The sequence below is a fragment of the Streptomyces sp. NPDC054786 genome, from assembly GCF_053611685.1.
Genome location: NZ_JBSHAW010000030.1, coordinates 103,371 through 116,520, shown reverse-complemented (window position 1 = coordinate 116,520; position 13,150 = coordinate 103,371). Strand labels below are relative to the sequence as shown.

Genomic DNA, 13,150 nt, shown 5'->3' with positions numbered 1-13,150 from the left:
TTGTTTAAACCACCCCGGGCACCGGGCGGGGGGGCTACCGCCCCCCCCCCCCCGGACCCTCGTACGCCCCTGGACGTCCTATGTCGCGGACCGGTCTTCCGCCTCCGGCGCCGCCCCGAACCTGCGGTCCCGCTTCGCGTACTCCAGGCATGCCTGCCACAGATTCCGGCGGTCGAAGTCCGGCCACAGAATGTCCTGGAAAACCATCTCGGCATAGGCGCTCTGCCAGATCAGGTAGTTCGAGGTCCGCTGCTCTCCGGACGGCCGCACGAAGAGATCCACATCCGGCATGTCCGGGTAGTACATGTACTTCGCGACGGTCTTCTCGTTCACCTTCGACGGGTCCAGCTTTCCGGCCCGCACATCCGCCGCGATGGCCGCCGCCGCATCGGCGATCTCGGCCCGCCCGCCGTAATTCACGCAGAAATACAGCGTCATGGCGTCATTGTTCTTGGTCTGCTCCTGGGCGACCTGGAGTTCCTGCACCACGGACTTCCACAGCTTCGGCATCCGGCCGACCCACCGGATACGAATACCCAGCGCGTCCATTTCGTCACGGCGCCGCCGGATCACATCGCGGTTGAAGTTCATCAGGAAGCGGACCTCGTCGGGCGACCGCTTCCAGTTCTCCGTCGAGAAGGCGTACAGCGAAAGGTTCTTCACGCCCATTTCGATGCAGCCCTTGAGGACGTCCAGGACGACGCCCTCGCCGACCTTGTGGCCCTCGGTCCGCGGCAGCCCGCGCTCCTTGGCCCACCGGCCGTTGCCGTCCATGACGACCGCCACATGGTTCGGGACGAGCTCACCGGGGATCTTCGGCGGCCGCGCACCGGAAGGGTGCGGCTCGGGCGTCACGTACTCACGTCGATTACGGCCCAGAATCCCGCGTCGTGCCATGCGGCCCACGTCTCCTATGTGTCTTGAGGGCGTTTTGCCTTGAGGGGCGTATGTGTCTTGAGGTGGTCTTCGCTATTTCTCTACGTACCGGAGGGAACGCAGGCCCCGCTCCAGATGCCAGTGCAGATACGCCGCGACGAGCCCGCTGCCCTCCCGGGCATGACGGGCCTCGCAGGCGTCCGCGGTCTCCCAGTCGCCGGTCAGCAGCGCGCTCAGGAGCCCGATGGCCTCAGAGGAGGGTACGACGCTCCCCGGCACCCGGCAGTCACCGCAGGTCACACCGCCCGCCCCCACGGAGAAGAACCGGTTGGGACCGGGCAGCCCGCACCGCGCACAGCCGTCGAAACTCGGCGCATAGCCGTTGACGGCGAGCGAGCGCAGCAGAAAGGCGTCCAGCACCAGATGCGGCTGGTGCTCGCCGTTGGCCAGCGTCCGCAGCCCGCCGACCAGCAGCAGGTACTGCTGCACGGCGGGCTCGCCCTCGTGGTCGGTGAACCGCTCGGCGGTCTCCAGCATGGCCGTGCCGGCCGTGTAGCGGGCGTAGTCCGTGACGATCCCGCCGCCGTACGCCGCGATCGTCTCGCTCTGCGTACACAGCGGCAGCCCGCGCCCGATCAGCTCGCTGCCGCGCGCGTAGAACTGCACATCGACGTGCGAGAACGGCTCCAGCCGCGCCCCGAACTTCGACTTCGTCCGCCGCACCCCGCGGGCCACCGCACGGACCCGGCCGTGCCCCCGGGTGAGCAGCGTGATGATCCGGTCCGCCTCACCCAGCTTCTGGGTGCGCAGCACGATGCCGTCGTCGCGGAACAGACTCATGGCGCCATTCTCGCGCATCAGCGGGGGCGGGTGTCCCTCAGGCCCGCTCTCCCCGGCTGCGCGCGTTCGCGTAGGCGGTCGCGATGCTCAGGCGCTCGGTGACGGTGTCCTTCCGAGGCGGCGACGACTCGGAGAGCGCCGGCGGAGCCTCGGCGAGCGCGTCGGTCAGCCGCCGGGCCACGTCCATCGTGCAGCGCCCCAGCTCCACGAGCGGCGGCAGATACCGATGCTCGTACGAGACGGGGTCGGGGCGCAGGGAAGGCAGCACGACGCCTGCACGGGCGAGGGCTTCCCGCAGATCCGTCGTCACGGTTTCCACGTCCTTGGGCTGGTTCATGATCGTCCGCACTCTCCGTGAGGGGTTTCACTGTTCGCATTCAGAGCGTGACGGTGCGGAACTAGGCTGGGCAAGGAGGTCGACGCTGCAACTGCCGGGCAGGGAAGGGACGTAGGCCATGGCCAATACTTCGCGACAGGCTGCATGGGAATTCTGGGGCACTGAGCTCAAACGCCGGAGGGAAGACGCGGGCTTAACCCAGGACGCACTGGGGCGGATGGTGTTCGTCTCCGGCGGCTACATCGGCCAGTTCGAGCAGGCGATCCGTAAGCCGCAGTTAGATGTGGCGGTGCGGATCGATGGCGTCCTACAAACCGACGGTTTTTTCGAGCGGATCTGGCGAAAACTGATCGACGACCAGCGGTACCCGGACTATTTCGCGGCAGCGGCGGAGCTGGAGCGGCTGGCCACAAAGATCAATGACTTCGAGTCGATGATCGTGCCGGGGCTCCTGCAGACCGCGGCGTACACACGGGCGTTCATGCTCGCGGGCAACCCGCTCGCGGCAGAGGAGTACATCGAGGACAAGGTCCGCGGCCGAGTCGACCGGGCAGTCATCCTCAAGGACGCTACCCGCCCGGTGTATTGGGCAGTGCTGCATGAGGCCGTGCTCCGTGTGCCTGTGGGTGGTCCGGCCGTCATGGCCGAGCAGCTGGAGCGCATCGCGCAGCTCGCACGCGAGCGAAAGTTTCTGCTGCAGGTCCTCCCGTTCGCCGCGGGGGCGTATCCGGTCATGGGCAAGTCGCTGCGGCTCATGGAGTTCGACGACGCCCCGCCAACCGCCTATACAGAAGGCACGTATTCGGGGAATTTGCTGGACGATCCTGCCGTGGTGAAGTGGGCACAGGCGGCCTACGATCTGGTCAGGGCCGCCGCACTGTCGCCGGAGGCGTCCCTGGCCCTCATCGAATCGGCGGCGGAGGACTACACACGATGCGCGAGTACGACCTGAGCACCGCCCAGTGGCGCAAGAGCAGCTACAGCGATGAGCACGGTGGCAACTGCGTCGAGGTGGCCCACGAGTTTCCCGGCTCCGCCGCCTGGCGCAAGAGCAGCGGCCAGCCAGACAACTGTTTGGAGGTCTCCGACACCCACCCCGGCCTCGTCCCCGTCCGCGACAGCAAGAAGTCCCACGGCCCCGCCCTGGTCTTCCCGGCCACCGGCTGGACCGCCTTCATCGACGCCGTCAAAGCCGGGCAACTCAACGCCTCCTGACCGTCTTTCACCAGGCGTTCACACCAGTCGCACAAAGGCCCCGCCGTCCCACTGGATGACGGGGCCACATCACGTTATGGTCCGGGGCATCGCGGGCGGAAGACGACCTTCCGTACTTCTCAGTCCCCCCATGGGAAGTGCACCTCACGGCACGTCACCTGCCCGGTAGCATCCCGTGATGATCGGCAGCACGACGCCGTGATGGCCGGCCGACCCAGTCAGTACCCCAATTGAGGATCTCGATGACATCCATACCGGAGGCGCTGTTGTGGTGCCTCAGCGCAGGTACGGCCGCCGCCGTGGTCCTGGCGGCGCTCTCGATCCGGGCGCGCGGACAGCGCGCGGACCTGAGATCACGCCTGTCCGCCGCTGAGGAACAGAACAGCGCCACGCTCCACAGCAATACGGAGCTGTCGGCCCGGCTGCGCGCCACCGAGGCCGAGATCCGGCACCTGGCCGGTACCCGGCTCCCCGACCTGACGCTGGCGCTGGCCCACCCCCATGTGCCCGTACCGGGGCTGCTGGACGCCCGGTTCGCCGGGACGGAGACCGACCAGGCGCTGAGCGCCGTACTGGAGCAGGTCAGCGAGGCGATCACCAAGGAGCGCTCGCGCGTCGACGCGGCGGCGCAGTCCACCCTCCGCGGCGCGACCACCACCATCCAGGCGCTGCTCTACCAGCTCCAGTCGGCGCTGCAGGAGATGCAGCACCGCTACGACGACCCGAACGTCGCCCAGGACCTGCTGAACGCGGACTTCCTCAACGAGCAGGCGCTGCGGCGTATTCAGGCCACCGGTGTCGTCTGCGGCGCCTGGCCGGGGCTGACCCGCGAGGACTCCTACCTCGCCGAGCTGGTCGTCGGCGCCACCTCCCGGCTGCGCGGCTACGAGCGGGTGCAGGTCAGCAACCAGCTGCGTGACCCGATCGCCGTGGTCGCGCGGGCCGTGGAGCCGATCGCGATCACCGTGACCGAGCTGCTGGCCAACGCGCTGCACCACTCGCACCGTGAACTGCCCGTCACCATCACGCTCCAGCAGGGCAACCGCGGCGCCTCGGTCATCGTCGACGACTACGGCGTGGGGATGCACGACGACGAGATCAAGGCCGCGATGGAGCTGCTGTCGGGCGACGACAGCCTGCTGCTCACCCAGCTCGGTGACCCGCCGCGGTCCGGGTTCGCGGCGGCCGGCCAGCTGGTGCGCCAGTACGGCTTCGGGGTGCATGTCGAGCCCTCCCCGTACGGCGGTGTGCGTGCGGTCGTGTACATCCCGGGTGACCCCCTTCTCACCGTCCTCGACGAGAGCGCCCAGCCGATGTCCGTGATGGCCCCTCTGCCGCACCGCTCCGGGGTGCCGGAGCGGTCCAGCTCCGCGCTGCCGACCGGCGCCACGACGCCGTCCCCGGCGGCCGCCGCGCCGTCCGCGCCCGCCGCGCCGTCCGCGCCCGCCGCGCCGTCCGCGGCCTCCTACGAGGCGCCCCAGCAGGGCGAAGGCGAGCTGCCGCGCCGGCGCCGCCGTAAGCCCGTGTCCGAACTCGATGAGAGTGCCGAGCACACCGAATCGCTTCCCCCGCGCTCCCCGGAGGAGACCGGATCCCGTTGGGCCGCGCTCCAGCGCGGTACCGAATCCGGCCGGGCAGCCGCCCAGCCCGAACCCCCTCGCAGTCCCGAAGGGAACGCTCAGTCATGAACAGCCCCACCCGCCGCCGTGTCGCCGAGGACAAGTCCTGGGTGCTGGCGCCCCTCCTGGAGTTGCCGCATGTTATTCACGCAGCCGTCATCTCCGGCGACGGATTCATCGAGGGTGCCTCGCCGGGCCTGAAGCGTGACTCCGCCGAGGGGGTCGCCGCGATGATGTCCGCGCTCCAGGGCGCGGGCCGTGCCGTGACCGCGGCGTTCGCCGAGAAGGACGACACCAGGCTGCGGCAGACCGTCATCGAGTCCGACGAGGGCTTCGTCTTTGCGATACCCGCCGGCCAGAACACCTGCCTGGCGGTCTTCGCCGGTCCGGAGGTGAACATGGGCGTCGTCGCGCACCACATGCAGATCCAGGTGACGACCCTGGGCAACAAGGTCATGAACAGCCCGGCGCGGGATCTGGGCAACCCCGTATGACCCCGCGCCAGAGCAGCGGCAGGCGCCTCGTACCGGCCTATCTGGCGACCGGCGGACGCGCCCGGCCCAGCCGCAACACCCTGGAGCGGCTCTCCCTGCTGCACAGCGCGGGGATGCCGATCACCAGCGAGGTACGCCCGGAGGAGCACCGCCTCCTGGAGCTGCTGCAGCCCGGGGCGCTGTCTCTGGCCGAGGTCGCCGCCCACCTTCACCTGCCGGTGAGCGTGGTGAAGGTGCTGGTGGCCGACCTTGTCGATGCCGGGCGGCTGCACGCCCGCGTTCCCATTCCCGAAGCCGAGCAATTCGACCGACAGATCCTGGAGAGGGTTCTCGATGGACTCCGCTCTCTCAAGTCCTAGCGCCGCCACCGGCGCGAGCACCGGCAGCATGTATCTCTCCGGCGAGAACCAGACACTGGTCAAGCTCCTGGTAGCGGGGCCGTTCGGAGTCGGAAAGACCACGCTCATCCGTGCGCTGTCCGAAACCCCGCCGCTGCACACCGAAGAGGTCATGACCCAGACCGGCGCGGTCGTCGACGACCTCGCCGGCGTCCGGGAGAAGACCACCACCACCGTCGCCATCGACTTCGGGCGGCTGACCCTGCCCGGGGACCTGGTGCTGTACCTGTTCGGCACGCCCGGACAGAAGCGCTTCCGTCCCCTGTGGCAGGACATCGCCCGCGGCGCGCTGGGCGCCCTGGTCCTCGCCGACACCCGCCGGCTGGCGGACTCCTTCGAGGTGATGGACATCGTCGAGGAGGCCGGGCTGCGCTATGCCGTGGCGGTCAACACCTTCCCCGACGCGCCCCAGTACGACGTCGACAAGCTCCGCGAGGCGCTCGATCTGCACCCCGAGACGCCGCTGGTGCTCTGCGATGCCCGCGACCGGGAGCAGTCCGTCGATGCGCTGATCGCGCTCGTCGGGCACGTCCTGGCCCACACCCCCGAGGAGAACCCGAACCCGTGACTTCCCCGCACCAGCCGGGAGCCGCACCGCCACCGGGCTGCCCGGCGCACGCCGCCGCCCCGTACCAGCAGGTGCCGGACCGGCCCGACGCACAGACGCCGGTGAAGCTCTACGGACCGGACTTCGCCGCCGACCCCCGCCGCATCTACGCCCAGCTGCGGCAGTACGGTGCGCTCGCGCCGGTCGAGATCGCGCCGGAGGTGACCGCGATGCTGGTCACCGACTACCGGGCGGCGCTGGACCTGCTGCACGACGACACCACCTGGTCCAAGGACTCGCGGGAGTGGATGACCACCGTCCCGCCGGACTCGCCGGTCATGCCGATGCTGATGTGGCGCCCCAACATCTTCTACGCCGACGGGCCGGCGCACGTCCGCTACCGGGACGTCGTCGTCGACAGCTTCAAACTGGTCGAGCCGCACGAGCTGCGCGCCCGTGTCCACCACGCCGCGGACACCCTGATCCGGCGCTTCGGCGCCCACGGCGAGGTCGACCTGATCGCCGACTACGCGCGGCTGATCCCGCTGCTGATGTTCAACAACCTCTTCGGGCTGCCGGATTCGTACAGCGACCGGCTCATCGCGGCCATCGGGGGCATGCTGGACGGCAACTCCCCCGAGGAGGCGGCGGCCGCCAACGAGGCGTACACCAGCTACATCATGGAGCTGGTCGGCTCGAAGAAGGCCGCGCGCGGGCTGGACCTGACCTCGTGGTTCATGGACCACCCCAACGCGCTGAACGACGAGGAGCTGATCCACAACATCATCCTCACGATGGGCGCGGGCAACGAACCGCTCGCCAACCTCATCGGCAACGCACTGGCGCGGATGCTCTCCGACGACCGTTACTACAACACCCTGTCCGGGGGCGCGCTGACGGCGCACGACGCGATCAACGAGGTGCTGTGGAACGACCCGCCGCTGACCAACTACTCCGCCCACTTCCCGGTCCGTGATGTCTTCTTCCACGGCACCTGGGTGCGCAAGGGACAGCTGGTGATGGTGTCGTACGCGGCCGCCAACAGCCAGTTCGACACCACCGGACAGACGGGCCCCGGCTCGGGCGGCGGCTCACACCTCTCGTGGGCGGCCGGCCCGCACGCCTGCCCCGTCAAGCGGCATGCGCTGCTGATCGCCACCACCGCGATCGAGCGGCTCACCGCGTGGCTCTCCGACATCGAACTCGCCGTGGACGCCTCCACGTTGCAGTGGCGCAACGGTGCCTTCCACCGTGCCCTGGTGGCACTCCCGTCCCGCTTCACCCCCATCACCCCCGACCAGGCAGGAGCAACTCCATGGCACAACAGGGACAGCAGCCCTACGTCATCGACCCGGTCGGAAGCGACATCCACGGAGAGGCGGCCCGCCTCCGCGCGCTAGGACCGGCGACCCGGACCGAGCTCCCCGGCGGCATCGAGGCCTGGTCGGTCACCAGCCACACCCTCCTCAAGCAGCTGCTGACCGACGACCGGGTGTCCAAGAACCCCCGGGAGCACTGGCCCCTGTGGCAGCGCGACGAGATCCGCGGCAGCTGGCTGCAGTCCTGGATCGGCGTCACGAACATGTTCACCGCGTACGGCGCCGACCACCGGCGGCTGCGCAAGCTGATCGCCCCGGCGTTCACGGCCCGGCGCACCGACGCCATGCTCCCGCGCGTGGAGGCCATCACCACGGCCCTCCTGGACGACCTGGCCGCGCACCCCGCGGGCGAACCCGTGGACCTGCGCGCCCGCTTCAACCATCCGCTGCCCATGCAGGTCATCTGCGAGCTGTTCGGCTTCCCGGAGGGCGAGCAGCGCGCCGAACTCGCCCGCCTCGTCGCGGCCATCATGGACACCACGGCCACTCCGGAGCAGGCCGGCGCCACCGCCGCGGCCGTTTATGCGCTGCTGTCCGGCCTGGTCGCCGACAAGCGCGAGCACCCGGCCGACGACCTGACGAGCCTCCTGGTGGCCGCGCGGGACGACGAGGGCCAGCGGATGACCGAGCAGGAGCTGCTCGACACCCTCCTCCTCGTCATCGGCGCCGGCCACGAGACCACCGTCGACCTCCTCGGCAACGCCGTGCACGCCCTGCTCACCCACCCCGAGCAGCTCAAGCTGGTGCTGTCGGGCGAGGTGCCCTGGAACGACGTGATCGAGGAGACGCTGCGCTGGGCCCCCAGCATCGCCGCCCTCCCGCTCCGCTTCGCCGTGGCGGACATCGACATTCCGGACGGCCCCACCATCCGCAAGGGCGAGGCGATCCTCCCGGCGTACGCCGCGGCCGGCCGCGACCCCGCCTTCCACGGCGAGACGGCCGACGGCTTCGACATCCGGCGCGCCCGCCAGGAGCACCTCGCCTTCGGCCACGGCGTCCACCACTGCCTGGGCGCCCCGCTGGCGCGTATGGAGGCCCGGATCGCCCTCCCGGCCCTCTTCGCCCGCTTCCCCGGCCTCCAACTGGCCGTACCGGCAGAGGAGTTGGAGCCGACGGGCGGCTTCATCTCGGGCGGTTTGCACAGCCTGCCGGTGCGTCTGACGTCGGGCTGAACCGCCCGGCGCTCGCGGTATCCGACCCCGTCACCCTGCCGTGGTGGCGGGGTCTTTCCGACGCCCGGACAGCCCGCGCCGGTCACGTACGTGGCGGTGGGTCCAGCCGGCCGGCCCACCGCCTCAGGACGGGGTACGCGCCGCCGCCAGCAGCCGGTTCGTGTCGGCGGGGCGGAGCATGAGGGCGCTGCCGACCGTGCTCAGCACCTCGCGCTCCGCGGGCGTGTAGGAGCCGTCGGCCAGGGCGATACGGGCGCCCTGGAGAAGGATCGCTTCCCGGCCCGCGGGGGCGAGGTGCGGGGCGAGCGGTTCCAGCGACTCATGGAGCTCTATGGCCAGCGCGGTGCCGCACGGGTCCAGGCCATGGTGGCCGCAGTGACCGCCGGTCACCGCGTCGTAGGTGCCGGTCAGCCGGCCGGTGTCGGCGGCGAGGGCGGCGAGCAGGGTCAGCAGCTCGTCCTCGCAGCAGTCCGCGAAGCCGGCCGCGCGGACCGTGTCGACGGCGGTGTCGCGGACCGCGCGGGAGGAGGTGCCGCCGGCGGCCAGCAGCGCCAGGGTGACGGTGTGGACGGCGTCCCTGAGCATCGCGGAGAAGCGGACGGTGGTGGGGTGGTCGAGGGCGTCCGGGCCGAAGTGGCCGTGACAGGCGGAGCACTCCAGGACCGGGCCGGTGGCACCGCGGGGCAGGAGGGGGACGCCGAGGACGGTGAGACGGCGGCGGCCGGTCCTGCGGAGGTAGTTGCGGTCCCCGCCGCAGTCCGGGCAGAAGAACTCGCCATCGGCGACGGTGCGCCAGGACGTGCACACGCCCATCACACACATCTTGTGCCTCACGTCGGCCCTCCGTAACAACTCGCCCTCAGCCCTCAAGGCGCGGGAGGTACCCCCATGGCCCCGTCGCCGTGTTGGACGTGATGTTAGCCACATACGTGATGTGACGTCAGCACCTCGTACCGGACAACTGGCCGGATGACGAAGACCTCTGCCCCTCCGGAGAGAGGGACAGAGGCCTGTGGACGCCGTGAACAGCGTGGCTAGGAGGAGGCGGGCGGTGGGTGAGGCGGCTGCGGGTCCCGGTCGTGCCGGGGGCCTGGCTTGGCCAAAACGATGAGGGTGCGGCCGGATCGCACCGGGATCATCGTCACCCCATCGAGGTCATCAGCGCCCGGGTCACCTGGCGTGACTGGCTGTCCAGGCCGCGGGCGTTGGGGTGGACGAAGGTGCAGGCCTCGCCGGAGCCGGGGATGGACTTGCACAGCTCCGACGGCGCGTCGGTCTGGTCGCCGTCACCGGTGAGGTTGTCCCGCACGCCGTACATCCATTTCGCGTCCCCGCTCTGGCACACCCCGTGGTTCACGCTGGGCCCGTAGGTGTCGACGTAGAGCGCGGCGTGCTCGTCGGCGTGCCGGTGGAGCAGCCCGTTCAGCTGCTTTTCGAGCCCGTCCAGCCAGGGCATGTCGCCCTTCTTGACGCTGCCGAGCTGGTTCCAGTGCAGGAACGAACAGCCGGAGCCGTCCGGGACGATGGCGGGGTAGCCGACGACGGCGACCCGCGCCTGCGGTGCGCGCCGGTGGATCGCCGTCATCATGTGGCCGAGGTCGGCGTCGAGCTGCGCGAACCGCTCGTTCAGCCAGCTCTCTCCCGCACCCCCGCCGGTGTAGTAGTTGGTGCAGGGCTTGAGCTGCAGGGGCTTGGTGATGCCCAGTTCGAGGCATTTGCTCACGATGGAGCCGAAACCGAGGGAGTTGCCGCCGATGCCGACGGTCACGTAGTCGGTGTCGGGGGACAACGCGTCGAGCTGCGGGGGCAGATCGGACCAGCCGCCCTCGGGCGGGACCGACGGCGGTCCGTAGATCTTGGATGCCGGCTGGGGCCCCAGGACCCCGTCGACCACCTCGGCGGCCCCGCAGGTCACATCCCTCAGATGGAAGCCCAGCTGCCCGGCGACCTGGTGCGGATAGTTGCGCGCGGAGCGCCCGCAGCCGTCGTGCGACTCCCAGGGGCGGACGAACACCCCGGCGCTGTACGAGTCCCCGAGCGCCACGTACTCCGGACGGTCCGCCGCATCGGCCGGTGCGCCGGAGGCCGCCGGGGCGAAGGCGGAAGCCACCACGGCCAGCGAGGCGGCCGCCGCGACCAGAAGCCGGGAGAGTGCGGGCATGCCATTTCTGCTCATCTGCACGTCCTTGGTGTCCGGCGTCGCGGCCTGTCCGACGAGCGCCGATCACCAAACGTACTGATCCACTTACACAGTGTGATCTGCCAGGAATCCAAACCCCACCTTCAGGTGGCGGGGTCGCACAACGGCGCCCCCGCCGCTCGGTGAGAGCGACGGGGGCGCGCGAAGGACGGTGCGGCTGCCGGGTCAGCGGCCCGCGCGGTTCACGGCGGAGACGACGGCCTTCAGCGAGGCGCGCGTGGTGTTCGCGTCGATGCCGATGCCCCACAGCACCTTGTCGCCGATCGCACACTCGATGTACGAGGCGGCCAGCGCGGAGGCGCCCTCGCTCATGGTGTGCTCCTGGTAGTCCAGCAGCCGCGCGTCGACGCCGATGCCCTGCAGCGCCTGGAAGAACGCGGAGATCGGGCCGTTGCCGGTGCCGACCAGCACCGTTTCCGCACCGTCCACCTCGGCCTCGACGGTGAGGGTGTCGATGCCGTCCTTGTCGGTGGTGGTCTGGCCGTTCTTGACCTGGATACGGCCCCACGGGTTCTCGGGGTTGGGCAGGTACTCGTCCTGGAAGGCGGACCAGATGGCGGTGGGCGTGACCTCGCCGCCCTCGGCGTCGGTCTTCCCCTGGATGATCCGGGAGAACTCGATCTGCATCCGGCGCGGCAGTTCCAGCTTGTGGTCGTTCTTCAGGACGTAGGCGATACCGCCCTTGCCCGACTGCGAGTTGACGCGGATGACGGCCTCGTAGGAGCGGCCGACGTCCTTCGGGTCGATGGGCAGGTACGGGACCGCCCACTCGATGTCGTCCACGGTCTTGCCGGCGGCGGTGGCCGCGGCCTCCATGGCGTCGAAGCCCTTCTTGATGGCGTCCTGGTGGGAGCCGGAGAAGGCGGTGTAGACCAGATCGCCCGCGTAGGGGTGGCGCGGGTGGATCTCCATCTGGTTGCAGTACTCGCTGGTGCGACGGATCTCGTCGATCTGCGAGAAGTCGATCTGCGGGTCGACGCCCTGGGAGAACAGGTTCATGCCCAGCGTCACCAGGTCGACGTTGCCGGTGCGCTCGCCCTGCCCGAACAGACAGCCCTCGATGCGGTCGGCGCCCGCCATGATCGCCAGCTCGGCGGCGGCGACGGCGGTGCCCCGGTCGTTGTGCGGGTGTACGGACAGGCATACGTGCTCGCGCCGGGACAGGTTGCGCGCCATCCACTCGAAGCGGTCGGCGTGCGTGGACGGCGTGGAACGCTCGACGGTGGCGGGCAGGTTCAGGATGATCTCGCGGCCCTCCTCGGGCTGCCAGACGTCGCAGACCGCCTCACAGACCTCCAGCGCGAAGTCCAGCTCGGTGTCGGTGAAGATCTCCGGGCTGTACTGGTAGCCGAAGATCGTCTCGTCCCCGAGGATCTTGTCGGCGTACTCCATGACCAGCCGGGTGCCGTCCACGGCGATCTGCTTGACCTGTTCCTTCGAGCCGCGGAAGACGACCCGGCGGAAGGTCGGCGCGGTGGCGTTGTACAGGTGCACCGTGGCGCGGTGGGCGCCGCGCAGCGACTCGACGGTGCGCTCGATCAGTTCCTCGCGGGCCTGCGTCAGGACGGAGATCGTCACGTCCTCGGGGATCGCGCCCTCTTCGATGATGGAGCGGACGAACGCGAAGTCCGTCTCACCGGAGGACGGGAAACCGACCTCGATCTCCTTGTAGCCCATGCGCACCAGCAGATCGAACATCTCGCGCTTGCGGGCCGGCGACATCGGGTCGATCAGTGCCTGGTTGCCGTCCCGCAGGTCGGTCGAGAGCCAGCGGGGCGCGACGGTGATGCGGTTGTCCGGCCACGTCCGGTCGGGGATGTCGACGGCTTCGTAGCGGCCGTACCTGTGGACGGGCATCCCGGAGGGCCGCTGCAGCTGCGTCGCGTTGGTGACCGGGGTGGGCCGGGCGACGGCATTGCCTGCGGGGCTCGACGGATTCGTCATGGTGCGTGGGGCTCCTCGTATGTCCGCTGGGGGTCCCCCTGCTCCTCGGGAGTCAGGGAGAGGCCGACGGGGCGAAAAGATCGCAACACCGAACTCCGCGGGGAGGGGGTCGGCCTACGACTACAGGCC

The 13,150-nt window shown here is 69.8% G+C and carries 14 protein-coding genes; 8 read left to right on the top strand and 6 right to left on the bottom strand.

Annotated elements, in window-relative coordinates; genetic code table 11:
* Positions 1–78: 78 nt before the first annotated feature.
* The 3 genes from ACWGI6_RS25115 to ACWGI6_RS25105 form a co-directional block, all read right to left on the bottom strand.
* Positions 79–897: an isoprenyl transferase gene (locus ACWGI6_RS25115; protein ID WP_453269591.1), complete on the bottom strand. Its 819-nt coding sequence runs from the start codon at positions 895–897 to the stop codon at positions 79–81.
* 72 nt (positions 898–969) lie between these two features.
* Positions 970–1,716 (bottom strand): DNA repair protein RecO, encoded by a 747-nt coding sequence (gene recO / locus ACWGI6_RS25110; RefSeq protein ID WP_453269590.1) that lies wholly within the window; start codon positions 1,714–1,716, stop codon positions 970–972.
* A 37-nt stretch (positions 1,717–1,753) separates the two neighbouring features.
* On the bottom strand, positions 1,754–2,053 hold the full coding sequence (locus tag ACWGI6_RS25105) for a hypothetical protein (protein WP_453269589.1): 300 nt from the start codon (positions 2,051–2,053) through the stop codon (positions 1,754–1,756).
* 118 nt (positions 2,054–2,171) lie between these two features.
* Between ACWGI6_RS25105 and ACWGI6_RS25100 the strand changes: the two genes are divergently transcribed.
* From ACWGI6_RS25100 to ACWGI6_RS25065, 8 genes are all read left to right on the top strand, one after another.
* Positions 2,172–3,005, top strand: a complete 834-nt coding sequence (locus ACWGI6_RS25100; RefSeq protein WP_453269588.1) for a helix-turn-helix domain-containing protein — start codon at positions 2,172–2,174, stop codon at positions 3,003–3,005.
* Positions 2,987–3,268 (top strand): DUF397 domain-containing protein, encoded by a 282-nt coding sequence (locus ACWGI6_RS25095; RefSeq protein WP_453269587.1) that lies wholly within the window; start codon positions 2,987–2,989, stop codon positions 3,266–3,268. Before ACWGI6_RS25100 ends, ACWGI6_RS25095 begins: the two co-directional genes overlap by 19 nt.
* Positions 3,269–3,510: 242 nt before the next feature.
* A complete protein-coding gene (locus tag ACWGI6_RS25090; protein ID WP_453269586.1) occupies positions 3,511–4,956 on the top strand; it encodes an ATP-binding protein in 1,446 nt (481 codons plus the stop codon).
* Positions 4,953–5,381 (top strand): roadblock/LC7 domain-containing protein, encoded by a 429-nt coding sequence (locus tag ACWGI6_RS25085; RefSeq protein WP_393905522.1) that lies wholly within the window; start codon positions 4,953–4,955, stop codon positions 5,379–5,381. Before ACWGI6_RS25090 ends, ACWGI6_RS25085 begins: the two co-directional genes overlap by 4 nt.
* A complete protein-coding gene (locus ACWGI6_RS25080) occupies positions 5,378–5,740 on the top strand; it encodes a DUF742 domain-containing protein (protein WP_453269585.1) in 363 nt (120 codons plus the stop codon). Before ACWGI6_RS25085 ends, ACWGI6_RS25080 begins: the two co-directional genes overlap by 4 nt.
* Before the next feature lie 28 nt (positions 5,741–5,768).
* Positions 5,769–6,347, top strand: a complete 579-nt coding sequence (locus ACWGI6_RS25075) for a GTP-binding protein (protein ID WP_453269598.1) — start codon at positions 5,769–5,771, stop codon at positions 6,345–6,347.
* Entirely contained in the window at positions 6,344–7,726 is a 1,383-nt protein-coding gene (locus ACWGI6_RS25070) for a cytochrome P450 (protein WP_453269584.1), read from the top strand. The genes ACWGI6_RS25075 and ACWGI6_RS25070 overlap by 4 nt, the downstream gene beginning before the upstream one ends.
* Positions 7,642–8,877, top strand: coding sequence for a cytochrome P450 family protein (locus tag ACWGI6_RS25065; protein WP_453269583.1), 1,236 nt, complete (start codon positions 7,642–7,644; stop codon positions 8,875–8,877). Before ACWGI6_RS25070 ends, ACWGI6_RS25065 begins: the two co-directional genes overlap by 85 nt.
* A 123-nt stretch (positions 8,878–9,000) precedes the next feature.
* Here the strand turns inward: ACWGI6_RS25065 and ACWGI6_RS25060 are convergent, their stop codons facing one another.
* The 3 genes from ACWGI6_RS25060 to leuA form a co-directional block, all read right to left on the bottom strand.
* On the bottom strand, positions 9,001–9,699 hold the full coding sequence (locus tag ACWGI6_RS25060; protein ID WP_453269597.1) for a TerB family tellurite resistance protein: 699 nt from the start codon (positions 9,697–9,699) through the stop codon (positions 9,001–9,003).
* Between the two features lie 319 nt (positions 9,700–10,018).
* The gene (locus tag ACWGI6_RS25055; RefSeq protein WP_453269582.1) at positions 10,019–11,053 is read right to left on the bottom strand and encodes an SGNH/GDSL hydrolase family protein; all 1,035 of its coding nucleotides are present in this window, start codon (positions 11,051–11,053) and stop codon (positions 10,019–10,021) included.
* Between the two features lie 189 nt (positions 11,054–11,242).
* Positions 11,243–13,021, bottom strand: a complete 1,779-nt coding sequence (gene leuA, locus ACWGI6_RS25050) for a 2-isopropylmalate synthase (RefSeq protein WP_453269581.1) — start codon at positions 13,019–13,021, stop codon at positions 11,243–11,245.
* Positions 13,022–13,150 lie beyond the last annotated feature (129 nt).